This window comes from Bradyrhizobium barranii subsp. apii (assembly GCF_011516635.5).
Lineage (GTDB): Bacteria > Pseudomonadota > Alphaproteobacteria > Rhizobiales > Xanthobacteraceae > Bradyrhizobium > Bradyrhizobium barranii.
In genome coordinates, this window is the sequence record NZ_CP096255.1 from 7323952 (window position 1) to 7347417 (window position 23466).

The following is a 23466-nucleotide window of genomic DNA, read 5'->3' on the forward strand; positions in this document are numbered from 1 at the left end:
TTCGTCCGGAACTCCTGCGGCAAACGGCGGTTGGCTGCCTGCGTCAATTCAACTCAGGGAGTTCCCGCGCATGAAAACCACCAAGCTCGCTCTTACCGTGATGTTGGCAACTGGCCTCGCCGCCGCTCCATTCGCCGTGCAGGCCAAGTCGCATAAGGCCAAGCATGGATCCGCGATGTCCTCGTCGCAGACCACGGGCGCCAACACCAAGTCCTCCAAGGGCGCTGATCCCTCCGGTCAAGGTGGTTCTGGCCCCGGCTCCGACCAAGGCGGCACCATGACGAACAACAAGGGCGGCATGAGCAACACCAAGTGAGCTCCGGCGCCGACAATCAAAGGCCTCGCGGTGACGCGGGGCCTTTCGCTTTGAGCTGGAGCCTGGAGCTGGATTGGGAATCCTTCCAGCATCAGATCGCTAAAGCGGCCGTCCCGCAGCATTCGCCTTCACGAGATGCTCGAGCTGTGCACGTTTGCGTGCGATCAGGAGCTGGGCTGCGGCATCGTCGAGACCCTCGCGCTGCAATTGCCGGATGGCGGAGCCGAGTTCGAGAATTTCGGCGCGCAGTTTTAGAATCCGGTACGTGTCCGGGTCTTCCACCACCGCAGGCTCCCAAAATTCTCAGCGGCGCGCGATCACGCGCAGCGGACTACCGGATGTCGTTGCAGGACGAAGGCGTACCCGCTCGCGGACGTCAGGCAGGACATCGCCGCCACCGGCCGCCTTCCATTCGCCGATCAGCAGGTTGATTTTCCGGCGCAGATCCATCTGCGCCAGGGCCTTTTCTGTGCAGTCGCGGTCGCGATCGACGAGGTCGCGCACAGACACCTCGATGTCGGCCATCTCGAGCCTCAAGGCGCTGATTTTGCGTCGAATTTCATTAATTCTGTTGTCCATGGCTTGTTAGAACAAAATAAGAACATATAGTCAAGTGACGATTTGAGAACGGAGAGGCCAGATGCAGGTTCAGGGCAAATACGACGCCAGGGTTTTCCTCACGGAGCAGATGACGAGAGCGCAGGGGCTGAGGCTGAAGCGTCTGAGCGAGGAGGCCTATCAGCCCACCCAATACGATCGAGCTCTGTCCTCGACTGAGGCTGCGCGCCGCATTCGAGCGCTGGAAGACGAGATCGAGTTGGCGAACTCCTTCTGAGGAGCGCGGCCAGCGCATTTGGAACGTAGGGTCAGTGATGCGGTTCTTTCCCGTGGCCAAGGGAGAGAGTCGATGGCACGCAAGGCAAAGAAGCGCCGCTACTCACGCAGCGCCGGCGGTGATGTCGAGCGCGAGATGCGCCGCTATAAGAAGGGCACCGCGAAAAGCGGCCCCGGCGGTCGTGGCGGACGCGTGAAGAGTCGCAAGCAGGCGATCGCAATCGGCCTGTCGGAAGCGCGCGCGAAGGGCAAGAAGGTCCCGAAGAAGGCGTCGAAGCGGAAAACGTCCAAGAAGAAGACAGCCAAGAAGACGGCCAGGAAGACGACCAAGACAACGAAGAAGACCGCGAAGCGCAAGTCCAGCAAGCGGTAACGCCGATCCGGGTCAGATCATGCTGCCCGGCATGAAGCAGCGGATCGAAATCCCGAACGCAGTCTTCACCGGCCACACCATGGTGTGGCCAGCCCGGTTTGGCTCGGTGATGACGGCCTCATCAGGCACGTCCACCCACTGCCCGTCGAGCCGCACGCGATAGTGCCCATCGTGCGATTCCCAATCGGGGTCGGATACAGCAAAGCCATCTGCATCCGAGCAGCAGGGCCCGAGATGGCTGCGCAAGCTGTCGAACCAGGGTTTCAGGGGCGAGTTGGCGTAGCGGCCATCGTCGCGCCCCAGGGCGCTTCCGGTCGTCAGGACAAGCGGCGCCACAAGCAGCGCACACCTCAGCGAGAGCTTCAATCGATCCATGTCGGCACCGATCAAATGCGAACCACCGGTTCCACAAGAAGGCCGGGCGTTCGAAGTTCCACTCCTGCAATTCGCCTGGGCGTCTTCATTGACGCCAAAGCCCAACACGTGATTCCGAACTGTGACGAGCGAACACGGCTTTTTCGGACGAACCCGTCATCAACGCTGCCGTTAACGAGAATGTTATCGGCACCTGTGGGAATCTTCCAGACGCGCACGAAAAAGGCGGCCCGCAGGCCGCCTTTTGAGTCTACCGCCGGAAGCGCGAGGCTTAGGCCAGCGGCACCGCGACGAACCGCGTCGCTTCCTGGCTCTTCACCTGCAACAGCACGCTGTTCTTGCCGGATGATTTGGCCTGTGCCAGCTCGGAGCGGACGTCACCGACATTGGCAACGGCCTTGCCACCGACATTGAGAATGACGTCGCCGGTCTGGATGCCGCGCTGCGCGGCGGGTCCCTGCGGATCGACCTCGGTCACGACCACGCCCTTTTGGCCCGCGCCCTGGACGTCGCCTGCCGGCGCCAGGCTGAGACCGAGGCGCGGCGTGCCGGTGTTCGGCTGCGCCTTGCCCTCGCCGGCCTTGGCCTGCCGCTCGTTCGGCAACTCGCCGAGGGCGAGTGTCACCGTCTTGCTCGCGCCTTTGTGGAAGACGTCGAGCTTCACGGACGTGCCCGGCGCCAGGGTGGCAATGGTGCGGGCGAGATCGCGGGAGTCCTTGATCGCGGTACCGTTGACGGCGGTGATGACGTCGCCCGCCTCGATGCCGGCCTTCGCCGCGGGGCTGCCGTCCTGCGGATTGTCCACGATCGCGCCGCGCGCCTCCTTGAGGCCGAGGCTGTCGGCGATCTCGGCGCTCACCGGCTGCACCTGCACGCCGAGCCAGCCGCGGGTGACCGAGCCCTTGTCCTTCAACTGCGCGACGACCAGCTTCGCGGTCGAAGCCGGAATGTCGAAGCCGATACCGACCGAACCGCCGGAGGGCGAGAAGATCGCGGTGTTCACGCCGATCACATTGCCGTTCATGTCGAAGGCCGGACCGCCGGAATTGCCCTTGTTGATCGGCGCGTCGATCTGGATGAAGTCGTCATAGGGACCGTTGCCGATGTCGCGACCGTTGGCCGAGACGATGCCGGCGGTCACGGTGCCGCCGAGGCCGAAGGGATTGCCGACCGCGACCACCCAGTCACCGATCCGCGGCTTCTGGTCGGAGAATTTAACGAACGGGAAGTCCCTCTTGCCATCGACCTTGATCAGCGCGAGATCGGTCTTCGGATCGGTGCCGACCACCTTCGCGGTGTAGCTCGTGCCGTCATCCATGGTCACCTGCACCGACTCGGCGTGATCGACGACGTGGTTGTTGGTCACGGCATAGCCGTCAGCGGAGATGAAGAAGCCGGAACCCTCGCCCGTGATCATCTGGTGGCGCTGGCGTGGCATGCCGTTCATGCCACCCGGACCGCGGAAGCCGAACTGCCGCGAAAACTGGTCGAACGGCGAATCCTCGTCCGAATCCATCCGGTTCTGTTGCAGCATCGCGCTCTTGTCATTGTCCTGGTCGATCTTGACCCGCACCGAGATGACGGCGGGTTTGACCTTGCTGACGAGATCGCCGAAGCCCGGCGGCGTCGCGGCGGCTTCCGCCGCCTGGGCCGGCCCGATGAAGGAATTCAGACCGAACTGCGAAGAGGCGGGAGAGGCAGCGAGCACGGCCACGCCAAGCGCGGCCACGGTGCCCAGCAGCGCAAGCCGGCGCGGCTTCAAGATCTTGCGGGACGTGGTGGTGTCGGAATTGACGTGATCGTTCATGTCGGAATGTCCATGTTGGGTAAGTCGCCTTGCAACCAACATGGACATCGTCACCTTACGGCGTCCCGTCCGTCCGATTAAATCTTGGCAAAGGTACCGCGAAAATCAGGGCTGCACATTTGATGCGGCTCAACGCAGGCCCCGTGCGCCGTGATAGACTGCGGCCACTGGATGATGTCCACCGGAGGCGCGCCATGTACAAAGACATTCTCGTCCACATCCCGACCGAGCGCCCGATGAGCGCGGTGATCGACGGCTCGATCTCGCTCGCGGCGAGACTCAACGCACACGTCGACGCGGTCGCCGTCGGGTACGTCGCGAGCAGCACTGCCTATGTCCTGGATGGCGGTGCCGCCGTAGCGGCGGTGTTCGAAATGGAGCGCGAGCGCGCGGTGGAGCGTGCCGAGGCCGCGTTGGCGATATTTCGGAGCGAAGCCACGAACGCCGGCATCTCCTGCACCTGCCACCCGCTCGGCGCAATCCCGGCGGACGCAGCCGGCTCGCTCGGCGAGATGGCGCGGCTCCACGATCTCAGCATCGTGCTGCAGCCCGATCCGAAGCAAGGCTTATTCGACAATGATATGCCCGGCGAGATCCTGTTCCAGGCGGGCGGACCGGTGCTGTTCCTGCCCTACACCTTTCGTGGGTCATTCAGGGCGGACCGGATCGGCATCTGCTGGGATGGCAGCCGCCTCGCCGCCCGCGCGATGCGCGACGCCGCTCCCTTCCTGGCCCGCGCCGAGGAGATCGTGATCATCACGATCAACGAAGCCGACGCGGTTCCCGACGAAGTCTCGGCAAGCCATCTGGCAAGACACCTCGGCCGGCGCGGGTTGTCGACCCGCACGGTCAGCCTGTCGGCGGCGCGCGCCGACATCCAGCCGACTATCCTGTCGCTGGCCGCCGACGAGAGCCTCGATCTCCTGGTCATGGGCGGCTACGGCCACTCAAGGCTACAGGAACGCTTCCTCGGCGGCGTCACCCGCGCCATGCTGGAAGCCATGACGGTCCCGACGCTGATGTCGCATTGATCGAGAGATGATCCGCAACGGACCGACGCGCTCACGCCGCGGCGGGGGTCTCAAATGGCGCGGTGGCGATGGCGTCGTCCTCGGGCTGCGCATTGCACGCATCGAAATGCGCCTTCAGCGCAATCTCGGCGAGATATTCGAAATGTTCGGCTTGGCCAAGGAGTTGCCAGTTCTGGAGCGGCCGATAGGCCGCCTGCTGACGACAGAGAGACGCCAAGGCCCGGTAGCGACGTACGTTCTCCATGAGACCCTCCCTCGCATTCACTGAGCTTATTGCCCTGATTTACGTCAGGCCGATGGCGGTTATGCAAAACATTTACTGCATGCGAAGCGCCCCGCGCAAGCTGGGTTAACGTCTGGGAAACGCGCAGGCCCCCATTGGTTCCTATCGGAGGACTCCACGTGGAACTCATTGGCCAGGCGTAGTGCTGGCGCGCGACGGAGATGCCGATCAGATCAAGATACCGTTCGATCGATTCTGGCCACCCGATGAGATTGCCTTGCATTTCTGCGCAGAACTCTCGCGCGCGGAAGGCCCGCTGCGCCGTGCAGCGTGCCCTGTAGAACCCCGGACGGAATGGCACGCCATAGCACAACCAGCGCGACGCCGGCTCTGCCACGCCTGTATGCCGTATTCTACCGGGTGAGCGCAGCCTCGCCGGCCCGGATCGTCTGCGCCGAACCATGTTGCAGCTTCGGAACCCTGCCGGCTTCCGCAGCAGCGCGGATGGCGGCGATGTTGCCGGCATAATCGGCGCTGCTCTTGCCGCGGAACACGGCCGATCCTGCCACGAGGGTGTCGGCGCCTGCGGCAGCCACGGCGGCGGCATTGTCGCGCGTGATGCCGCCATCGACCTCGAGCCGGATCGGCCGGTCGCCGATCATGCTTCGAATGCGCCTGATCTTCTCGATCTGAGAGTCGAGGAAGGACTGGCCGCCGAAGCCGGGATTGACCGTCATCACCAGCACGAGGTCGAGACGATCAAGTACGTATTCGATCGCGGCTTCCGGTGTAGCCGGACACAGGCTGACACCAGCCTTCTTGCCGAGCGCGCGGATGGCCTGGAGCGAGCGGTCCAGATGCGGGCCGGCCTCGGCATGAACCGTGATGACGTCGGCGCCTGCTATTGCGAACGCCTCCAGATAGGGATCAGTCGGTGCGATCATCAGATGCACGTCAAAGATCTTCGCCGTCGCCGGCCGGATCGCCTTGATGACGTCGGCGCCAAAGCTGATGTTCGGCACGAAATGTCCGTCCATGACGTCGCAGTGGATCCAGTCGGCGCCGGCAGCATCAATAGCCCTGATCTCCTCGCCGAGGCGCGCGAAATCGGCGGCCAGGATCGAAGGCGCGATGAGGATTTCTCCCGTCATGGCTTCGCACTCCTCTGCGCGTCCGCACCACCGCTGAAAACGCGGCTCGCAAGGACATCCGTCGGATCGATCGTCTCGAGATCGGCGACATCGAGCATGCGGTCGAGATCGGACACGAGGCGATCGGCCTGGCGGAGGCGGATACGATCGACCGCGTTGCGGATCGAGCGCGCGTTGGAGAAGAACGGCTGGGTCCGGCGCAGTGCGATGTATTTTTCGAAGGCCCCGCGCGCCGCCGCCGAGAAGCGGTATCCACGCTCCTTCAGCATCAGCTCGGCGATGACGAGAAGCTCGGCTTCCGCATAGTCCGGGAAGTCGATGTGGTGTGCGATGCGGGAACGGAAGCCCGGGTTGGAGGCGAAGAAGCTCGTCATCCGCTCGCCATAGCCGGCGAGGATCACGACGAGGTCCTCGCGCTGATTCTCCATCACCTGGAGCAGGATCTCGATCGCCTCCTGGCCGTAATCGCGCTCGTTGTCAGGCCGGTGCAGATAATAGGCCTCGTCGATGAACAACACGCCGCCCATCGCCTTCTTCAAGATCTCCTTCGTCTTCGGCGCGGTATGGCCGATATACTGGCCGACGAGATCATCGCGCGTCACCGAGATCACCTGCCCGCACCGCACGAAACCGAGGCCGTGCAGGATCTTTGCCATGCGCAGCGCCACCGTGGTCTTGCCCGTGCCCGGATTACCGGTGAACGACATGTGCAGTGTCGGGGGCGACGATGCCAGTCCCGCACGCTGGCGGATGCGCTCGATCAGCAGCAGTGACGCGATCTGACGCACGCGGTTCTTGACCGGCCCGAGGCCGATCAGCTCCTGCTCGAGCTGTTGCAGCGTGTCGGTGATCCCGGCCGCCTCGGCCTCCTTGCGGAGATCGAAACTGGTCTCGCTCGTTTCAGCGGTCGTCGCATGAGGGACATCAAGCATCGGCACCTCGAAGAAAAGAGCTTCGCCGCGGGGGGAGCGGCGAAGCAGTGGTCCGCCAAGGAAACGGAGCAGGGAGTGCTCCGCGCGGAGGAGAACGACTTAAGTCGACGCGTGTGCGGCCGGCCGGCGCACGGTGGTGTAGCGGATCGCACGTCCGCCTACCTCCTGCCGCACCAGGTCGAACTCGGCTTCCTGCGGCGGGCGATTGACGAGGAACGAGATCCGCACCGATTCCCAGCCATGGCTGGAGTCGAAACCGCTGATGCGGATGTAGCGGTCGCCGTAAACCCTGCGGCATTCGGCGAGCTCCATCATCACGCCGGCGGCGTCCTGGAGGTCGAACATCGGCAGGCCCCACATCTCCCAATAGGTGTTGCGGGGATGCGGATCGTCGGTGAACTCGATATTCACCGCCCAGCCATTGGCCAGGCAATACTGCACCTGCTTGGTGATCTGGTCGTCGGTCAGATCAGGCAGGAACGAGAAGCAGCCTTGGGTTAGTTTCATGTCAGAACTCCTCAAACGGTTTCCAGCGCGGTCGGCACGAAGTCCGGCGTGTCGGTGGATTGATAGTTGAAGCTGACGTCCTTCCAGACCTCGAGCGCGGCCTTCAGCGGCGTGCAGGTCTCCGCAGCCCTGGCCAGGATCTCCGGACCCTCATGGACGTAGTCGCGCCCCTCGTTGCGGGCGAGGATCATCGCTTCGAGCGCCACACGGTTGGCGATCGCGCCAGCCGCAATGCCCATGGGATGGCCGATGGTGCCGCCGCCGAATTGCAGCACGACGTCCTCGCCGAGGAGATCGAGCAGCTGGTGCATCTGGCCGGCATGGATGCCGCCGGAGGCGACCGGCATCATCTTGTTCAGGCTCGCCCAGGACTGGTCGAAGAACAGTCCATGCTCGAGCTTTGTCGGGTTGAAGTCTTCGCGGCAGACGTCGTAATAGCCGCGCGTGGTGTTGGGATCGCCTTCGAGCTTGCCGACCACCGTGCCGGCATGGATGTGGTCGACGCCGGCGAGCCGCATCCACTTCGCGATGACGCGGAACGACACGCCGTGACTCTTCTGCCGCGTATAGGTCGAGTGACCGGCGCGATGCAGATGCAGGATCATGTCGTTGCGCCGTGCCCATTTCGCCATGGACTGGATCGCGGTGTAGCCGATCACGAGATCGATCATGACGATGCACGACCCGAGCTCTTTGGCGAACTCTGCGCGCTCGTACATGTCCTCCATCGTCCCCGCGGTGATGTTTAGGTACGTGCCCTTCACCTCGCCGGAGGCAGCCTGCGCGCGATTCACGGCCTCCATGCAATAGAGGAAGCGGTCACGCCAATGCATGAAGGGCTGCGAGTTGATGTTCTCGTCGTCCTTGGTGAAGTCGAGCCCGCCCTTGAGCGCCTCGTAAACCACGCGGCCATAGTTGCGCCCGGACAAGCCGAGCTTGGGCTTCACCGTCGCGCCCAGCAACGGCCGGCCGAACTTGTCGAGCCGCTCCCGCTCGACCACGATGCCGGTCGCCGGCCCCTGGAACGTCTTCACATAGGCGACCGGGAAGCGCATGTCCTCCAGGCGCAGCGCCTTCAGCGGCTTGAAGCCGAAGACGTTGCCGATGATCGAGGCCGAGAGGTTGGCGATCGAGCCCGGCTCGAACAGGTCGAGGTCGTAGGCGATGTAGGCGAAGTACGAGCCCGGCGTGCCGGGCACCGGATCGACGCGGTAACACTTTGCGCGATACTTCTCCGCAGCGGTCAGGCGATCGGTCCACACCACCGTCCAGGTCGCGGTCGAGGATTCGCCGGCAACCGCCGCTGACGCCTCGATGGGGTCCACGCCCTCCTGCGGCGTCACGCGGAACAGCGCGATGACATCGGTGTCTTTCGGCGTGTAGTCGGGCTCCCAATAGCCCATGCGCGCGTATTCCATCGTACCCGATCGATAGCGCTCTTTGCCCCGGACGGTTCCTGCGTGTGCATTCATGGCTCTCTCCTGCTCTTCTCTCTCTGAATGATTAGGCGGCGACCGACTCGCGGGCGCCGATGCGCGGGTCGAGCTCGCCGGCGCGATAGCGCCGCGCCATCTCGCTCAAGGGAATGACCTTGATCTTGCTGGCGTGGCCCGCGGTGCCGAACTGCTCGAAGCGATCGCGGCAGAGCTCGCGCATCGCATCCATCGCAGGCTTGAGGAATTTGCGCGGATCGAACTCCGAGCGCGTTTGCGCGGCGACCTTGCGGAACACCGCGGTCATCGCCAGGCGACAATCGGTGTCGATGTTGACCTTTCGCACACCGCTCTTGATGCCGCGGACGATCTCCTCCACCGGCACGCCCCAGGTCTGCGGCATCTCACCGCCGAACTGGTTGAACATGTCCTGGAGCGGCTGCGGCACCGAAGAGGAGCCGTGCATCACGAGATGCGTGTTCGGCAGGCGGCGGTGAATCTCCTCGACCACCCGCATCGCCAGGATGTCGCCATCAGGCTTGCGGCTGAACTTGTAGGCGCCGTGGGACGTGCCCATCGCGATCGCGAGCGCATCGACCTTGGTGGCGCGGACGAAGTCGACGGCCTGGTCGGGATCGGTGAGGAGCTGGTCGTGGCTGACCTTGCCCTCGACGCCGTGGCCGTCCTCCTGCTCGCCGCCGCCATGCTCGAGCGAGCCGAGCACGCCGAGCTCGCCTTCAACGGAGGCGCCCACCCAATGCGCGAGATCGACGACGCGGCGGGTGATGTCGACATTGTAGTCGTAATCGGCGGCGGTCTTGGCGTCGGCCTTGAGCGAGCCGTCCATCATGACCGAGGTGAAGCCGTGGGCGATGGCGGAGGCGCAGGTCGCCTCGTCATTGCCGTGGTCCTGGTGCATGCAGAGCGGAATGTCCGGATAGGTCCGCTCCAGCGCGTCGATCATGTGCGAGAGCATGAGATCGCCGGCATAGCTGCGCGCGCCGCGCGAGGCCTGGATGATCACGGGCGCATCGACCTCGGCCGCGGCCTGCATGATCGCAATACCCTGCTCCATGTTGTTTATGTTGAACGCCGGCACCGCGTAGCCGTGGTTGGCGGCGTGATCGAGCAGCTGACGAAGGGTGATACGGGCCACGAAAGTTCCTCCTGTTATGGCTTGCCGGCGCGGGTGATCGTCCGCCGGGCGGCTTCGGCAACGCTTTGCGGCGTGATGCCGAATTCGCGGTAGAGCACGGGCGCCGGCGCAGAGGCGCCAAAGCCGCGCATGCCGACGAACTCGCCGTCAGTGCCGATCCAGCGATGCCAATCGCCGGCGACTGCGGCCTCGATGCCGACGCGCGGGGCGGTGCCGAGCACGCAGGCGCGGTAGTCCTCCGGCTGCTCCTCGAACAGCGCGAAGCATGGCGCGGAGACCACGGCGGCGCGGATATGTTCCGTCGCGAGCAGGCGAGCGGCTTCCAGCGCGATCGAGACTTCGGAGCCGGTCGCCATCAACGTGACGTCGCGACCGCCGTCCGGCGAGACGATGAGGTAAGCGCCGCGCGCGACACGGTTCCTGCCGCGCACGTCGCTGCGGAATGTCGGCAGCGCCTGACGCGACAGACACAGCACGGAGGGGCGATCTTCCGCCTCGAGCGCGCAGTCCCAGGCTTCCAGCGTCTCGACCGCGTCGGCGGGGCGGAACACCAGAAGATTCGGGATGACGCGTAGCGCCGCGAGATGCTCGACGGGCTGATGCGTGGGACCGTCCTCGCCAAGACCGATGGAGTCGTGGGTCATCACATGGATGACGCGCAGCCGCATCAAGGCCGCAAGACGGATCGCCGGCCGGCTGTAGTCGGAGAAGGCGAGAAAGGTGCCGCCATAGGGAATGAATCCGCCATGCAACGCGAGGCCATTCATCGCGGCGGCCATGCCGTGCTCGCGAATGCCGTAGTGGATGTAGCCGCCGGCGAACGTCCCACGCGTCACCGGAGTCTGCGCTTTGGCATGCGTGAGGTTCGAATGCGTCAGGTCCGCCGAGCCGCCGACCAGTCCGGGAATTGTCCCGGCGATGCCGTCGAGCACCTGCTGCGAGGCTTGCCGCGTCGCCAGCTTCGGACGCTCGCTGGCAAAGCGCTCGCGCAATTTCGCCGAGGCCTGGGCATAGGCCTCCGGCAGGGCAACGGCCTTGCCCTCGATGAACAGCTCGCGCTGCGCGGCCGTCGCGCATTCGTAGCGGTCGAGCCAGGCAAGACGCTCGACCTGCCCGCGCTGTCCGATCATCCGCCATGCCTTGAGGATCGGGATCGGGACCACGAAAGGCTGATAGTCCCAGCCGAGCGTCCGCCGCGCCGCCATCGTCTGCTCGGTGCCGAGCGGCGCACCATGCGCCTTCTCGGTGCCCTGGCGGTCTGGCGCGCCATAGCCGATGATGGTGCGGCAGGCGATCAGCGACGGTTTTGCGCTCTCACGCTCCTCGGCAATCGCCTGCGCAACCGCTTCGGGGTCGTGGCCGTCGACACTGCGGACCGACCAGCCGGACGCCGCAAAGCGCGCGAGCTGATCATCGGAAGTGGCCAGCGAGGTCGGCCCGTCGATGGAGATGCCGTTGTCGTCGAACAGCACGATCAGCCGGCCGAGCTGGAGATGACCGGCGAGCGAGATCGCCTCCTGGCTGATGCCTTCCATCAGGCAGCCGTCGCCCGCGATCACATAGGTGAAGTGATCGACCAGGCCGTCGCCGTGCCGTGCATTGGCCATGCGCTCGGCGAGCGCCATGCCGACCGCGGTCGCGATCCCCTGCCCCAGCGGGCCGGTCGTGGTCTCGACACCCGGCGTGTGGCCGTATTCCGGATGGCCCGGCGTCTTCGAGCCCCACTGCCGGAACGCCTTGATGTCGTCCAGGCTGACGTCGCCGCCGGTGAGATGCAGCAGCGCATAGAGCAGCATCGAACCGTGCCCCGCCGACAGCACGAAGCGGTCGCGATCCGGCCAGTTCGGGTGCGCGGAGTCGAACTTGAGGAACCGCGAGAACAGCACGGTCGCGACATCGGCCATGCCCATGGGCAGGCCGGGATGGCCGGACTGCGAGGTCTCGATCGCATCGACCGCGAGGAAACGGACTGCGTTGGCGAGATCGTTGTGTGTGACTGCCGTGATGTCGGCTTCGGCGTGGACGGAGATGTTCATCGGATTCTCTCCCTGTTCACTTCAGATTTCGCTTGCGCTCGATCAGCTGCATGATCAGCGGCGTCAGGATCAGCTGCATCGCCAGATCGAGCTTCGCGCCGGGACACACGATGGAGTTCGCGCGGGACATCCAGCTGTGGGGAAGCATCGACAGCAGATAGGGAAAGTCGATGCCGCGCGGATTCTTGAAGCGGATCACGACCATCGATTCGTCCGGCGTCGGGATCCAGCGCGCGATGAACGGATTTGAGGTGTCCACCGTCGGCACGCGCTGGAAGTTGATGTCGGTCTCGGTGAATTGCGGGCAGATGTAGTGGATGTAGTCGGGCATCCGCCGCAGGATGGTGTCGGTGACGGCCTCGGTCGAATAGCCGCGGGCGCTGCGGTCGCGGTGCAGCTTCTGGATCCATTCGAGATTGATGACCGGCACGACGCCGATCTTGAGATCGGCGTAGCGCGCGACATTGACCTTGTCGGTGACGACGGCGCCGTGCAGGCCCTCGTAGAACAACAGGTCCGAGTTTTCCGGCAGCCGCTCCCATTCGGTGAAGGTCCCGGGCGCCGTACCGTGCAGTGCGGACTCCTCGGCATCGTGGACATAGTGCCGCGTCGTCGCGGTGCCGGTCTCGCCATAGTCGCGGAAGGCACGCTCCAGCTCCTCGAACAGGTTGGTCTCGGGGCTGAAATGGCTGAAATGCTTGTTGCCGCGTTCGGCCTCATTCGCCATCTGCGTGCGCATCTCGGCACGGTCATAGCGATGGAAGGCGTCGCCCTCGATGTAGACGGCGTTGACCTTCTCGCGGAAGAAGATCTGCTCGAACGTCTTCTTGACCGAGGTGGTGCCGGCGCCGGAGGAGCCGGTGATGGAGATGATCGGATGCTTCCTGGACATGGGTCGCCTCGCTCACAGCCGGAAGAAGCCGCGCCGCGCGAACAGCGGTGCGGAGATGCTGGCGACCAGCAGCGGATCGCAATGCAGTTCCTCGACGCGCCGCACCTCGTTGCTCGAGCCCATGATCAGCGGCACGCGCTGGTGCAGGCTCTGCGCCGATAGCTCGAGGATGCGCTCGCGCCCGGTCGTGGCGGAGCCGCCGGCCTGTTCGATGATCATGGCCATCGGGTGCGCCTCGTAGGTGAGGCGCAGGCGGCCGTCGCCATAGCCGGGGCGCGCGTCCGAGGGATAGAGGAACACGCCGCCGCGGGTGAGGATTCGGTAGGCCTCCGCGACCAGCGAACCGATCCAGCGCATATTGAAATTGTGGTTGGCGGGCCCTTCGACGCCGGCAAGACATTCGTCGACGAAGGCGCGGACCGGCGTATCCCAGTGGCGGCGGTTCGACGCATTGATCGCGAACTCGTCGCAAGCCTCGGAGATCTGCACGGCGCTGCGCGCGAGGCGGAAGCAGCCTGCCTTGCGGTCGAGCGTGAAGATGTCGACGCCGTCGCCCAGCGTCAGCACCAGTGAGGTCTGCGGCCCGTAGGTGACAAACCCCGCAGCAAGCTGCGCCGAGCCGCGCTGATGGAAGGCGAGAGCCAGGTCATCCGGGGCAGGCACGATCGAGAAGATCGTGCCGACGGTCATGTTGATGTCGATGTTGGAGGAGCCGTCGAGCGGATCGATCGCGACGCAGATTTTTGCCTCGCGGTCGCCGATCTGCGGTTCGCGCATCTCCTCCGACGCCAGCGCCGCGATCGGCAGCTTGCTGAGACAGCGGCGCAGGATCGCATCCGCCTGGACGTCGAGATCGCGCTGGAGATCGCCGTCGCTGTTGCGGCCCGTGGTCAGGCCCGATGCGTCCGCGAAATCGCCGGTGGCGATGAGGTCGGCGATCTCTATCGCCGCCGCCGCGATGGCGTCGACTGCGGCTGCCACGGCCAGCGCATGCGGCGCCGTCTCGGAATACCGTTGAAGGTGGTCGTCCAACCTGAGTTGCCCGGTCATCTGCGTCCATCCCCTTGCAGGCGCCGCTTCCAGTTCCCTCCCCGCTGGAGGTCGGTGCGGTCGGTCCCAACACGAGGAGATTGACAGGGGTGGCTTAATAAGGAAAATTTCTATTTATAATGAGCGCCAAAGAATTTTCTTATAATGGCCCCGGCCATGCGGCGGCCCAGCTCCGGCATCTGACGATCCGGCAGCTCCGCTCGCTTGCGGCGCTCTCAGCGAAGGGCAGCGTCACCGCGGCCTCGAGCCAGCTCGGCCTGACCCAGCCTGCCGTCACCCAGCAGCTCCGGCAGCTTCAGGACCTCGCCGGCCTGCCGCTGGTGCAGAGGACCGGCGACGGCATGCTGCTGACGGAGGCTGGCAAGGAGGTGCTGGCGCTCGCCGAACGCGTCGAGGCCGCGATCATGGACTGCCAGGGCGCGCTCGATCTGCTCGCTGGACGGACCGGCGGCACGGTGCATCTCGGCGCGGTCTCGACCGCGAAATACTTCGTGCCGCATGCGATCGCGGCGTTCTCGAAGCGGCATCCGAAGATCGAGATCAAGCTCACGATCGGCAATCGCGAGGAGATCCGCGAGGCCATGCACGGCTACGATCTCGATTTCGCCGTGATGGGTCGGCCACCGGCCGACGTCAGCGTCGACGTGCGTCAGCTCGGGCGCAATCCGCACATCATCGTCGCGCGCAAGGGGCACTGGCTGGGGAAGGATTCCGGCCTCAACCTGACCGACCTCGTGCACGAGACCTTCCTCACCCGCGAGCCGGGGTCAGGGACGCGCACGCTGATGGAAGGCATGTTCCAGAGATCGGATCTCGAGCCGATCATCGGCATGGAGATGAGCAGCAACGAGACCATCAAGCAGGCCGTCATCGCCGGGCTCGGCATCGCCTTCATCTCGGCCCACACGGTGGCGCATGAGCTCGCCGAAGGTCGTCTCATCGTGCTCGATGTCGCGGGCCTTCCGATCGTCCGGCAATGGTACGTGATCCGCCGCAGCGACAAGGTGCTGCTGCCACCGGCGCAGGCGATGTTCGATTTCCTGGGCTCCGAGGGCTCGAACTATTTGCCCGACCTGCCCGAGTTCGGCGGGCAATAGCCTGCCGATACTCACCCCATCAGCTTCATCGCGATCGTCACGGCCAGAACGACGATGATCTGGAGCAGACGCTCCGTCGTGAAGATGCGGTTGAAGGTGGTCATCGCTTGGCCCGGCCGACGTAGGAGATCTCGATCGGCGTGTTGCTAGCACACGCGGGCGCCGAGATAACTCCGTAGTCGCCACGGATCCTGCCGGCGCGCCGAAACATGTGATCGCCTGGAACCCGACAAGTTTCGAACGATTCAAATCATCCTGCGCGGAATGGCCGCACGGTCACTTTGTTCATGCACACAGTGACTTCGCGTGCACGGATGCTCCTTGCCCCGCATCCGGCCGTGCAATGGGGAATCCGGGCGAGTTTTGAAAGAGTCAGGGAGGGCGCGATGAGCCACATCGCCGCCGCGGGAGAGCTTTTGTCTGCCGCAAGCTACATGTCCAAGCGCAATTTTTCGGGTATCGGAGGCGTGTTGACCGCGCTGATGACGTCAGCTGCGTTCTTCGCCAGTCCGCAGGCCTTTGCGCAATCCACACCCGCGCAAAGCGTGACGATTCCATCCGTCACCGTGACCGCGCCGGAAGCACAGCGCCGTACCAATCCCGCTTCGGCCGCCCGCCGGTCGAGCAGCGGGCGGACCCGCCGGACGCAAACGGCACGGCGGCCGGAGACGACCGCCGCGCCACAGCCCTTCATGCCATCGCAGGACGCGCGCACCGGGACGGTCGGCTACTTCGCCAACAGCACCTCCGTCGCCACCAAGTCGAACACGCCCATCGTCAACATCCCGCAATCGCTTTCCGTCATCACCCAGCAGCAGATCCGCGACCAGAATTATCAGGGATTGACCGATGTCACGCGCTACGTCCCGAGCGTCGCCGTCCACCAGGGCGAAGGCAATCGCGACGAGCTCGTCATCCGCGGCGTCGATTCCAGCGCCAACTTCTTCGTCAACGGCTTTCGTGACGACGTGCAATATTTCCGCGACCTGTACAACGCGCAAAGCATCGAGGTGCTGAAGGGCCCGAGCGCCCTGACCTTCGGCCGCGGCGCCGGCGGCGGCGTGCTCAACCGCCCCCTCAAGGAGGCCGATGGCACCCGCATCTACCAGGCGACGGGGCAGACGGGCTCGTGGGGCGACCGGCGCGTCACACTCGATGCAGGACAAGCCATCAATGAGAACGTCGCCGCCCGGCTGAACGTGTTCTACGAGGGCAGCGATGCGTTCCGCGACTTCAACCATCTCGAACGCTACGGCATCAACCCGACCGTTACGCTGAAGCCCGACGACTTCACCAAGATCAAGCTGTCCTACGAATATTACCACGACGGCCGCACCGCCGATCGCGGCAATCCCTCGCAGGGCCTTCCCGGCGGCGTCACGCGCTTCAATCCGACGACGCCGTTCGCGCCGAACGGCAATCTCCAGACGTTCTTCGGCAGCCCCAGCCTCAATACCGCGCAAGCCACGGTGCAGACCGGCATGGCGATCATCGAGCACGACTTCCAGAACGGACTGTCGGTGCGCAACGGCGCGATGGCGGCCGACTACCAGAAGTTCTACCAGAACGTCTATCCGACCGGCGGGCCGCTCGCCGGCGCCGTCAACGCAGCCGACACCGCGGTCAACCTTGGCGCCTATCAGCACACGACCAACCGCGACAATTTCTTCAACCAGACCGACTTCACCTACAAGGGCTGGACCGGGCCGATCGCGCACACGGTGGGCTTCGGTACCGAGTTCGGCCGCCAGACCGGTGTCGACATCCGCAACACCGGCGTCTTTCCGAACGGCACCAACACCATCGTGCAGAACCCGTTCGCACCGACCTATTTCGGGCCGGTCACCTTCGTCCACCACTTCACCGGCACCAACACCGACGGCGTCACGACACCGGATTCGAACAGTAAATATGCGTTGAACGTCGAGTCCGGCTACCTGCGCGACACCATCGAGTTCTCGCGCGCGCTCCAGCTCATCGTGGGCACGCGGTTCGACCGCTTCGAGATGTCGGCGCTGGACATGAACACCAACCTCAACCGCAATCGCACCGACAATCTGGTCTCGCCGCAAGCGGCTGTGCTCCTCAAGCCGATGGAGACGATGTCGGTCTACACCGCCTACAGCATCTCCTATTTGCCAGCCTCCGGCGACCAGTTCTCCTCGCTCAACGATGGCACGCTGATCCTGCAGCCGCAGAAGTTCGAGAACACCGAGGTCGGGATGAAGTGGAACATCAATCCGAAGCTATTGTTCTCGACCGCGATCTACAATCTCAACCGCACCAACCAGCCGATCGCCGACGGCAACAATCCCGGCTTCTTCCTGCCCTCCGGCAGCACGCTGACGCGCGGCTTCGAGGCGAGCCTTGTCGGCTACGTCACCGACCAGTGGCAGTCCACGCTCGGTTATGCCTATACCGATGCGAAGATCACCAGCGCGACGTCGGCGACCGTGGTGCCGGGCAATCGCGTGCAGCTCGTGCCGTACAATCAGTTCGCCTGGTGGAACAAGTGCCAGTTCACGCCGATGTGGGCCGCCGCGCTCGGCATCATCTATTTCGGCGATTCCTTTGCATCGTCGGATGACACGGTGAGACTGCCGAGCTTTGTGCGCTTCGATGCCGGCGTCTACGCCACGATCGATGCCAACTGGCGGGCGCAGCTCACGGTCGAGAACATCTTCAACCGCGGCTATTGGGCGTCCGCCGACGGCAACAACAACATCTCGCCCGGCCAGGGCCGCACCGTGAGGGTTCAGGCGAGCTACCGGTTCTGACGGCTATGGCGCGAACGTCTGCGTCCCATCGCGTGTCGTTCGCGCCGTTCGTCATCGATCCGAATACCTGTGATGGTTAACGATCAGGCAGCGCGCTGGACGGCGGCGTAATCCGCGCGCGCGGCGAAATAGGCTTCCAGCTCCGACAGCGCCCGCGCTTCCCACTCGCTCGCCTGCTCCAGAAGCGACCAGCTCTGGCCCGGGCGGAATGCAGCGGTCTGGCGATAGAGCGATGCGATGCCGCGATAGCGGCGCACGTTCTCAAAGATGGCGTGACCGTTCATGTTCAAAAACTCCCTCGTCATTCCCGGGGGAGAAATTGCGGCCAAATCTTTTTCGAAAAGTTAGCGGCGCGCACCAAGCTCGCGGATGGTTGCCGGACTGTTGCGCCGGCGCAACGCGCCGCTTCCGCGCGAAGCGCATTTATTGCGAATTCGTTGCCGTGCTCTCGCCCGAGGGCTTCAGCCCGCCGCGGCTGATCATTGCCATCGTCTCGCGGCAGAGATCGGCAAGGCCGATCAAGAGCACCGCGAGCAGACAGAACAGGTTGATGGAATCCGCGCCCGCGCTGGAGAGCGGCATGAACTGGAAGAACGGCGGGATGAACGCCCACCACACCAGCGGAACGGTGAGCAGCGCGGCGAACACCGCCGCCGGCGCGCCCGCGACGATTCCGAGCACGAACAGGCTGGGCAGGAACGCCGCGAAATAGAGCTTTGCGCCGAGCGCGACGCAGACGCCTTGAAGCGCGGCCGACACGGCGACGACGACAAATCCGAGCAGAAACGCCTGCCACGACCATGGCCGTACCCGCGGTACGCCAACCAGTCCCGCACGCCTCATCAGCCTCCCCCTGCCGCCCGTTAACCGGGCTCGCTTGCGACCAAAGTACTACAGCCGCAGGGAAACCGCGAGACGGAAATCGCACGGTGCTGGGCTGCGTATCCAGGGCTTGGTAAACGGCCGCGGGCACGATCGTACCGCTATTCTGTCGCCGCATAGAGCAGGCCCGCGACGGGCAGAGCAAGGCCAATGGCCGACGCCAGCGTCCAGCCGCCTTGCGCGAAGGCCCAGGCGCCGACCGCAGAGCCGGCAGCGCCGGCGGCGAAGAACGTCGCCATATAGAGGCCGTTGAGACGGCTGCGGTGCTCATGCCCGAGCGCGAAGATGGCGCGGAAGCCCAGCACGACGTTACCCTGGACACCGGTATCGATGGCGATCGCGGCCACGACCAGGCAGGCGAGATTCAGCGTCGAGCCGGCCGCACCGACATAGGTCACCAGGAAGCCGGCGGCCGCGAGCAGCATGGCGACCAGCGTCGCGATGCGGCTATGGCCGCGATCGGCGAGCCGTCCCGCGATTGGCGCGGCGAACACGCCGGCGACACCGGCGAGCGCGAACAGCGCGATGCCGCGCTGGGAGAAGCCGAATTCGCTGGCGAGCTGGAGTGGCGCCACCGTCCAGAACAGGGTGAAGGCACCGAACAGGCTGGCCTGATAGAGCGCGCGGCGCCGGAGCAGCGGCGTGGTCCGGGCCAGGTGCGGCATCGACAGCAGCAGCGTGCCGTAATGCATGCGCGCGACCGGCTTGCGCTTCGGCAGCGTCGTCCACAGCACCGCCGCGAGCACGATCATCAGCGCGGCGGACATGAAGAACACCGCGTGCCATGACAGCGCTGCCGTGACAAAGCTCGACACCGGTCGCGCCAGCATGATGCCCAGCATCAATCCGGTCGAGACATTGCCGACGACGCGGCCGCGAATGGCTTCCGGCGCAAGGTGTGCCGCGTAGGGAATGATGATCTGCACGGCGACCGAGCCGAGGCCGATGAACAGCGCGGCGATCAGGAACGGCAGCGCGTGGGTGGCGAACGCGGCGGCCAGAAGCGCCGCGGCGCCGAGCGTGATGACGGAGCAGATCAGCGCGCGGTTCTCGACGAGGTCGCCGAGCGGCACGATGAAGAGAAGCCCCACGCCGTAGCCGATCTGCGTCATGGTGACGATCAATCCAGCCGCCGCATGCGAGAGGCCGAGCGCGGCGCTGATCGGGGCGATCAGCGGCTGGGCGTAGTAGATGTTGGCGGCGACCATGCCGCAGGCCGCGGCAAGCACGAAGGTCAGCCGTTGCGACACCGCATCCGGCCCGGGTGCGGTCTCGATCGTGGCATTCATCGTCATTCCAACAGACTCCAGATATCGGGAATGATCATTCCCTAATAGGACACAAATTCAGGCGAGCAGTTTCATCGCGACGCCGACCAGGCGCTCGCCGTCGAGCGGCAGGCGCGCCTTGCCGACAACACGCATTCCCTGCGTGATGCAGATCATCAGCCGCGCGGTGTCGTCGGTCGCAACATGGGCGGGAATCGAGCCATCGGCCTGGCCCTCGCGAATGAGGCCGGCGATGAAGGCCTCGTTGGTCTCGAGCTGGGCGTTGACGCGGGCGCGGACGTGAGGATCGAGCGCGGCGAGCTCGACCGCGCCGCCGACCACGATGCAGCCGCGACGGCCCTCGATTCCCTGGGAGTGCTCGACATAGGACAGCAACATATGGCGCAGTCGCTCGCGACCGTTGGCGCCGCGCGCGGCCGCGCTGCGGGTCTGCTCCCGGCGCACCGCGGCATAGCGCTCGAAAGCGGCCAGGAACACGGCCTGCTTGTCGCGAAACGCCTTGTAGACGCTGCCGGTGGCAAGCCGCATGGCGGCGGTCAGGTCGCCGATCGAGGTGGCATGATAGCCCCGCTCGCAAAATACGCGTACGGCGCGGTCGAGCGCGGTGTCCATGTCGAATTCCCGGGGACGGCCGGGCGGACGGGCGGCAGGCTGGGGACGGAGCGCGCCTTTTTGCATTGCGGGATAATAGGGAATGATTGTTCCCGAATCAAGGCACGGAGTTGTGAATGGGGGATGGATGGAAGGCACGCTCTCTCCGCATCGTCATTGCGAGCGTAGCGACTTGTCCGCCGAAGCTTCAGCGAAGGCGGAAGCAATCCAGAATCCCTCCGCGGAAAGGCTCTGGATTGCTTCGCTGCGCTCGCAATGACGGAGTGTGAGGCATCGGCGTCGTCTTCCAAATACCACTGTCATTCCCCGCGACCCGGCTACGCCAAGGCTTCGCCGGGGCTGAGGTCCAGGGCCGCCGAAGCTTTAGCGTAGGCGGCAAGCAGGGAAGTACGCCGCGGCCTCTCGGCTCAATCACAGCCGTCTCTGGAATACTGGATCGCCCGGTCAAGCCGGGCGACGACAGCAAGTGCCTTGTCGCAGACACGCCTTCGCCTTCTCGCGGCGCATCTCGCCCGAGCTTTGCTTTGACGTTCCACCCTCGAAGCCAAGAGGGCGCAGGGAAGGCCGGGTGCTGACCTCGCACCCGCGGTCCGCTGCGCGAAAGGTAGCGCAAGGAAACCGCACAGCAGCATACAGGTGGCGCCAATCACTTGGCCTTCCCTGCGCGGTGGTCGGACGGCTTATGCCGTGCTCTCCCGGGAGCCGAATTCCTTCTGGCCTCCCTCACGCTTGCGAAAGTCACCGACAGCGCGCCGGTTGACGCGACTGCCGCATTCGCAAAGCACTTGACCGTAGCAACGACGGCCAGGACCACACGTCTATACTTTGGCATTCGGTGAAACACGCCGAAACTAACAAAACCCTTTAAAATTAGGCTTTTTCAACTAGCCTGATGCGGGCTGTTTCAGCGGGCTTCACCAAAATAAGGGCCCGGCCCTAAGCCTTTCAGCGTCCGCACGACAAACTGAAAGCCCCAAAGCCGAGCCCTTTGGTCTCAAGCCTTAGGAGCCGAAACCACATGGATAGTAGCATTGCCCCCTCCCCCGCCGGCAAGCGGGGCCGCAACAGCAGCGTCATTCTGACCGACCGCATGTGCGAGAAACGCGTTGCCAAACGGACCAAGCTCTACGACCGTAAGTGCCCTGGTCTGTACGTAAGCATCACCACGACCGGGGTGGCAACCTTCTCGTTCAAGTTCACCGACCGGGAGACCGGCAAGCAACGCACCGGCTGGCTTGGCGTCTACAATGCTGAGACCTTCACGGTCGAGGACACCCGTAGCAAGGTCTACGGCCTCAGGGCCAGGGGTGGCGAGGCGCTTGCCGAGACCTTCCGCGACCAGAAAGCTGCGAAGGCGAAGCGCGGCAAGACCGTCGCCGAGATCATCGACGAGCGCATCGCGTGGATGAAGACGTTGGTCAAGAAGCCCGATGGCGAGATGCGCCCCCGGCTCGAAAGCTGGCAAAACACCGCGAGCCACCTCGACCGCCTCATCCGCCCACGCCTCGGCAAGAAGCTGGCCATGGAGGTCACCAAGCACGACATCGCCACACTCTCGAACGACATCGTCGCAGGCAAGTTCGGCAAGCCCTCGGTCAGCAACGCGCGCCATATGCGCAAGGCGGCCTCGGGCCTGTTCACCTGGGCGGCGGAGGCAGGCCGCGACTATGTGACCGCCAGCCCCTGCGTCAACCTGCCAAAACTCGATCCCGAACATCCCCGCACCCGGGTCCTCTCCGAAGACGAGATCAAGACGTTCTGGCACGGACTGGACCGCAACGACCTTCCCTACGACCGCCGGACCCGGCTCGCACTCAAGTTCGAACTGGTCACCATGCTGCGCTCGCGGGAACTGCTCGGCGCGCATCGGGATGAGCTGTTTGACCTCGACGGCGAGCATCCGCGCTTCGACGTGCCGCTCAAGCGGGTCAAGAAGCGGCGGGTGATCCAGCAGCCGTTATCCGATCTGGCGGTCGAGATCATCAAGGAGGCGCTCGCCTCGGATGGTCAGCAGTTTGTCTTCGAGAGTCCCATGTACAAGGGCCAGCCGATCCACCGGAAAGCGATGGCCGACGCCCTGCGCGGCACCAAGCACGAGACGAACAAGGACAAAACCAAAACCGCTGGCCTCTGCGAGCTGCTCGGTCTCAAGCCGTTCACGCCCCATGACCTGCGCCGGACGGCAGCGACCCTGGCCGGCGACCTCGGCTTCGACGACGCATGGATTGCGAAGTGCCTCGACCACGCCGCGAGCAAGAAGGCCGAGCAGATCGTGCCGACGGTCACCGGCAAAGTGTACAATCACTCCAAGCGGATGAAGGAAAAGCGCGCGGTGCTGGACGGCGTCGCGGCCGAGCTGCGGCGGATCGTCGGCGGGCGGACATCGAGAAAGGACGCCAATATCGGGCTTCACGTTGCGGCCTGATCTATCGCCCCGCCTGAGCTTCGATCTGGCGGGCTTCAATCAGTAGTTCTGCGGGAGTGCGTTCAAGCAGCATTCATCACAGTCCATCTAAGTCCCGCGCCGGGAGCGGCGCGGCTGATGATGGAACCTCCATGCCTATTTCGAGGGATGACTTTGACCCCGTTGCCACAGTTGTAGACTGGCTCGACGCCTGCCGCCGTGGAGACGTCAACGCGCTGCTCGATTGTATGATGAGCGAGCGGTGCTTGAATGCGCCTGCGAAGGCGTC

General features: G+C 64.6%; 24 protein-coding genes. 7 read left to right on the forward strand and 17 right to left on the reverse strand.

Annotated elements, in window-relative coordinates:
• The first annotated feature begins 70 nt into the window (after nucleotides 1-70).
• A complete protein-coding gene (locus HAP41_RS35160; protein WP_063984953.1) occupies nucleotides 71-316 on the forward strand; it encodes a hypothetical protein in 246 nt (81 codons plus the stop codon).
• Between the two features lie 99 nt (nucleotides 317-415).
• Here the strand turns inward: HAP41_RS35160 and HAP41_RS35165 are convergent, their stop codons facing one another.
• Nucleotides 416-601, reverse strand: coding sequence for a hypothetical protein (locus tag HAP41_RS35165; RefSeq protein ID WP_166087391.1), 186 nt, complete (start codon nucleotides 599-601; stop codon nucleotides 416-418).
• Between the two features lie 18 nt (nucleotides 602-619).
• Nucleotides 620-841, reverse strand: a complete 222-nt coding sequence (locus HAP41_RS35170; protein WP_038958668.1) for a hypothetical protein — start codon at nucleotides 839-841, stop codon at nucleotides 620-622.
• Nucleotides 842-956: 115 nt separating this feature from the next.
• Here HAP41_RS35170 and HAP41_RS35175 point away from each other — a divergent pair, with 115 nt between their 5' ends.
• Nucleotides 957-1151, forward strand: coding sequence for a DUF3072 domain-containing protein (locus HAP41_RS35175; RefSeq protein ID WP_028148240.1), 195 nt, complete (start codon nucleotides 957-959; stop codon nucleotides 1149-1151).
• Nucleotides 1152-1223: 72 nt separating this feature from the next.
• On the forward strand, nucleotides 1224-1523 hold the full coding sequence (locus tag HAP41_RS35180) for a DUF6496 domain-containing protein (RefSeq protein WP_166087374.1): 300 nt from the start codon (nucleotides 1224-1226) through the stop codon (nucleotides 1521-1523).
• A gap of 12 nt (nucleotides 1524-1535) precedes the next feature.
• Here the strand turns inward: HAP41_RS35180 and HAP41_RS35185 are convergent, their stop codons facing one another.
• Together HAP41_RS35185 and HAP41_RS35190 are read right to left on the reverse strand one after the other, a co-directional pair.
• A complete protein-coding gene (locus tag HAP41_RS35185) occupies nucleotides 1536-1898 on the reverse strand; it encodes a hypothetical protein (protein ID WP_028148242.1) in 363 nt (120 codons plus the stop codon).
• Between the two features lie 271 nt (nucleotides 1899-2169).
• Complete coding sequence (locus HAP41_RS35190; RefSeq protein ID WP_166087358.1) at nucleotides 2170-3705, reverse strand: Do family serine endopeptidase; 1536 nt, start codon at nucleotides 3703-3705, stop codon at nucleotides 2170-2172.
• Between the two features lie 194 nt (nucleotides 3706-3899).
• Between HAP41_RS35190 and HAP41_RS35195 the strand changes: the two genes are divergently transcribed.
• A complete protein-coding gene (locus HAP41_RS35195) occupies nucleotides 3900-4736 on the forward strand; it encodes a universal stress protein (protein WP_166087347.1) in 837 nt (278 codons plus the stop codon).
• Between the two features lie 31 nt (nucleotides 4737-4767).
• On the opposite strand, the gene HAP41_RS35200 is transcribed toward HAP41_RS35195, so the two are convergent.
• The 9 genes from HAP41_RS35200 to HAP41_RS35240 form a co-directional block, all read right to left on the reverse strand.
• A complete protein-coding gene (locus tag HAP41_RS35200; protein ID WP_028148245.1) occupies nucleotides 4768-4980 on the reverse strand; it encodes a hypothetical protein in 213 nt (70 codons plus the stop codon).
• Between the two features lie 392 nt (nucleotides 4981-5372).
• Nucleotides 5373-6110 (reverse strand): ribulose-phosphate 3-epimerase, encoded by a 738-nt coding sequence (gene rpe / locus HAP41_RS35205; protein WP_166087307.1) that lies wholly within the window; start codon nucleotides 6108-6110, stop codon nucleotides 5373-5375.
• Entirely contained in the window at nucleotides 6107-7042 is a 936-nt protein-coding gene (gene cbbX, locus HAP41_RS35210) for a CbbX protein (protein ID WP_166087300.1), read from the reverse strand. Before cbbX ends, rpe begins: the two co-directional genes overlap by 4 nt.
• 99 nt (nucleotides 7043-7141) lie before the next feature.
• Nucleotides 7142-7549, reverse strand: coding sequence for a ribulose bisphosphate carboxylase small subunit (locus HAP41_RS35215; protein ID WP_063984961.1), 408 nt, complete (start codon nucleotides 7547-7549; stop codon nucleotides 7142-7144).
• A gap of 11 nt (nucleotides 7550-7560) precedes the next feature.
• Nucleotides 7561-9021 carry a form I ribulose bisphosphate carboxylase large subunit gene (locus tag HAP41_RS35220; RefSeq protein ID WP_063984962.1) on the reverse strand — a complete coding sequence of 487 codons (1461 nt, stop codon included), beginning with the start codon at nucleotides 9019-9021 and terminating at the stop codon, nucleotides 7561-7563.
• A gap of 31 nt (nucleotides 9022-9052) precedes the next feature.
• Nucleotides 9053-10138: a class II fructose-bisphosphate aldolase gene (fba, locus tag HAP41_RS35225; protein ID WP_063984963.1), complete on the reverse strand. Its 1086-nt coding sequence runs from the start codon at nucleotides 10136-10138 to the stop codon at nucleotides 9053-9055.
• Between the two features lie 14 nt (nucleotides 10139-10152).
• Nucleotides 10153-12174 (reverse strand): transketolase, encoded by a 2022-nt coding sequence (gene tkt, locus HAP41_RS35230; RefSeq protein ID WP_166087275.1) that lies wholly within the window; start codon nucleotides 12172-12174, stop codon nucleotides 10153-10155.
• 16 nt (nucleotides 12175-12190) lie between these two features.
• Nucleotides 12191-13066, reverse strand: coding sequence for a phosphoribulokinase (locus HAP41_RS35235; RefSeq protein ID WP_166087256.1), 876 nt, complete (start codon nucleotides 13064-13066; stop codon nucleotides 12191-12193).
• A 12-nt stretch (nucleotides 13067-13078) separates the two neighbouring features.
• The gene (locus HAP41_RS35240; RefSeq protein ID WP_166087251.1) at nucleotides 13079-14116 is read right to left on the reverse strand and encodes a class 1 fructose-bisphosphatase; all 1038 of its coding nucleotides are present in this window, start codon (nucleotides 14114-14116) and stop codon (nucleotides 13079-13081) included.
• Nucleotides 14117-14235: 119 nt separating this feature from the next.
• On the opposite strand from HAP41_RS35240, the gene HAP41_RS35245 reads away from it, so the two are divergent.
• Entirely contained in the window at nucleotides 14236-15213 is a 978-nt protein-coding gene (locus tag HAP41_RS35245; RefSeq protein ID WP_166087234.1) for a LysR family transcriptional regulator, read from the forward strand.
• Between the two features lie 386 nt (nucleotides 15214-15599).
• Nucleotides 15600-17990, forward strand: coding sequence for a TonB-dependent receptor (locus HAP41_RS35250; protein WP_166087231.1), 2391 nt, complete (start codon nucleotides 15600-15602; stop codon nucleotides 17988-17990).
• A gap of 83 nt (nucleotides 17991-18073) precedes the next feature.
• On the opposite strand, the gene HAP41_RS35255 is transcribed toward HAP41_RS35250, so the two are convergent.
• The 4 genes from HAP41_RS35255 to HAP41_RS35270 all read right to left on the reverse strand — a co-directional run bounded on the left by HAP41_RS35255 (nucleotide 18074) and on the right by HAP41_RS35270 (nucleotide 20839).
• Nucleotides 18074-18274: a hypothetical protein gene (locus HAP41_RS35255; RefSeq protein ID WP_014497279.1), complete on the reverse strand. Its 201-nt coding sequence runs from the start codon at nucleotides 18272-18274 to the stop codon at nucleotides 18074-18076.
• A gap of 139 nt (nucleotides 18275-18413) precedes the next feature.
• Nucleotides 18414-18833: a DUF4118 domain-containing protein gene (locus HAP41_RS35260; RefSeq protein WP_166087212.1), complete on the reverse strand. Its 420-nt coding sequence runs from the start codon at nucleotides 18831-18833 to the stop codon at nucleotides 18414-18416.
• Between the two features lie 140 nt (nucleotides 18834-18973).
• Nucleotides 18974-20167 carry an MFS transporter gene (locus HAP41_RS35265; RefSeq protein WP_166087187.1) on the reverse strand — a complete coding sequence of 398 codons (1194 nt, stop codon included), beginning with the start codon at nucleotides 20165-20167 and terminating at the stop codon, nucleotides 18974-18976.
• Between the two features lie 51 nt (nucleotides 20168-20218).
• On the reverse strand, nucleotides 20219-20839 hold the full coding sequence (locus HAP41_RS35270) for a TetR/AcrR family transcriptional regulator (RefSeq protein WP_166087150.1): 621 nt from the start codon (nucleotides 20837-20839) through the stop codon (nucleotides 20219-20221).
• A 952-nt stretch (nucleotides 20840-21791) separates the two neighbouring features.
• Between HAP41_RS35270 and HAP41_RS35275 the strand changes: the two genes are divergently transcribed.
• Nucleotides 21792-23198: a tyrosine-type recombinase/integrase gene (locus tag HAP41_RS35275; RefSeq protein ID WP_049810262.1), complete on the forward strand. Its 1407-nt coding sequence runs from the start codon at nucleotides 21792-21794 to the stop codon at nucleotides 23196-23198.
• Nucleotides 23199-23466 lie beyond the last annotated feature (268 nt).

What these genes read in the sequence shown, in the direction of transcription:
- HAP41_RS35160 (WP_063984953.1), top strand. Translation starts at nt 71, where the DNA reads ATGAAAACCACCAAGCTCGCTCTTACCGTGATGTTGGCAACTGGCCTC.
- HAP41_RS35170 (WP_038958668.1), bottom strand. Translation starts at nt 841, where the DNA reads ATGGCCGACATCGAGGTGTCTGTGCGCGACCTCGTCGATCGCGACCGC.
- HAP41_RS35175 (WP_028148240.1), top strand. Translation starts at nt 957, where the DNA reads ATGCAGGTTCAGGGCAAATACGACGCCAGGGTTTTCCTCACGGAGCAG.
- HAP41_RS35180 (WP_166087374.1), top strand. Translation starts at nt 1,224, where the DNA reads ATGGCACGCAAGGCAAAGAAGCGCCGCTACTCACGCAGCGCCGGCGGT.
- HAP41_RS35185 (WP_028148242.1), bottom strand. Translation starts at nt 1,898, where the DNA reads ATGGATCGATTGAAGCTCTCGCTGAGGTGTGCGCTGCTTGTGGCGCCG.
- HAP41_RS35190 (WP_166087358.1), bottom strand. Translation starts at nt 3,705, where the DNA reads ATGAACGATCACGTCAATTCCGACACCACCACGTCCCGCAAGATCTTG.
- HAP41_RS35195 (WP_166087347.1), top strand. Translation starts at nt 3,900, where the DNA reads ATGTACAAAGACATTCTCGTCCACATCCCGACCGAGCGCCCGATGAGC.
- HAP41_RS35200 (WP_028148245.1), bottom strand. Translation starts at nt 4,980, where the DNA reads ATGGAGAACGTACGTCGCTACCGGGCCTTGGCGTCTCTCTGTCGTCAG.
- rpe (WP_166087307.1), bottom strand. Translation starts at nt 6,110, where the DNA reads ATGACGGGAGAAATCCTCATCGCGCCTTCGATCCTGGCCGCCGATTTC.
- cbbX (WP_166087300.1), bottom strand. Translation starts at nt 7,042, where the DNA reads ATGCTTGATGTCCCTCATGCGACGACCGCTGAAACGAGCGAGACCAGT.
- HAP41_RS35215 (WP_063984961.1), bottom strand. Translation starts at nt 7,549, where the DNA reads ATGAAACTAACCCAAGGCTGCTTCTCGTTCCTGCCTGATCTGACCGAC.
- HAP41_RS35220 (WP_063984962.1), bottom strand. Translation starts at nt 9,021, where the DNA reads ATGAATGCACACGCAGGAACCGTCCGGGGCAAAGAGCGCTATCGATCG.
- tkt (WP_166087275.1), bottom strand. Translation starts at nt 12,174, where the DNA reads ATGAACATCTCCGTCCACGCCGAAGCCGACATCACGGCAGTCACACAC.
- HAP41_RS35235 (WP_166087256.1), bottom strand. Translation starts at nt 13,066, where the DNA reads ATGTCCAGGAAGCATCCGATCATCTCCATCACCGGCTCCTCCGGCGCC.
- HAP41_RS35240 (WP_166087251.1), bottom strand. Translation starts at nt 14,116, where the DNA reads ATGACCGGGCAACTCAGGTTGGACGACCACCTTCAACGGTATTCCGAG.
- HAP41_RS35245 (WP_166087234.1), top strand. Translation starts at nt 14,236, where the DNA reads ATGAGCGCCAAAGAATTTTCTTATAATGGCCCCGGCCATGCGGCGGCC.
- HAP41_RS35250 (WP_166087231.1), top strand. Translation starts at nt 15,600, where the DNA reads ATGAGCCACATCGCCGCCGCGGGAGAGCTTTTGTCTGCCGCAAGCTAC.
- HAP41_RS35255 (WP_014497279.1), bottom strand. Translation starts at nt 18,274, where the DNA reads ATGAACGGTCACGCCATCTTTGAGAACGTGCGCCGCTATCGCGGCATC.
- HAP41_RS35260 (WP_166087212.1), bottom strand. Translation starts at nt 18,833, where the DNA reads ATGAGGCGTGCGGGACTGGTTGGCGTACCGCGGGTACGGCCATGGTCG.
- HAP41_RS35265 (WP_166087187.1), bottom strand. Translation starts at nt 20,167, where the DNA reads ATGACGATGAATGCCACGATCGAGACCGCACCCGGGCCGGATGCGGTG.
- HAP41_RS35270 (WP_166087150.1), bottom strand. Translation starts at nt 20,839, where the DNA reads ATGCAAAAAGGCGCGCTCCGTCCCCAGCCTGCCGCCCGTCCGCCCGGC.
- HAP41_RS35275 (WP_049810262.1), top strand. Translation starts at nt 21,792, where the DNA reads ATGGATAGTAGCATTGCCCCCTCCCCCGCCGGCAAGCGGGGCCGCAAC.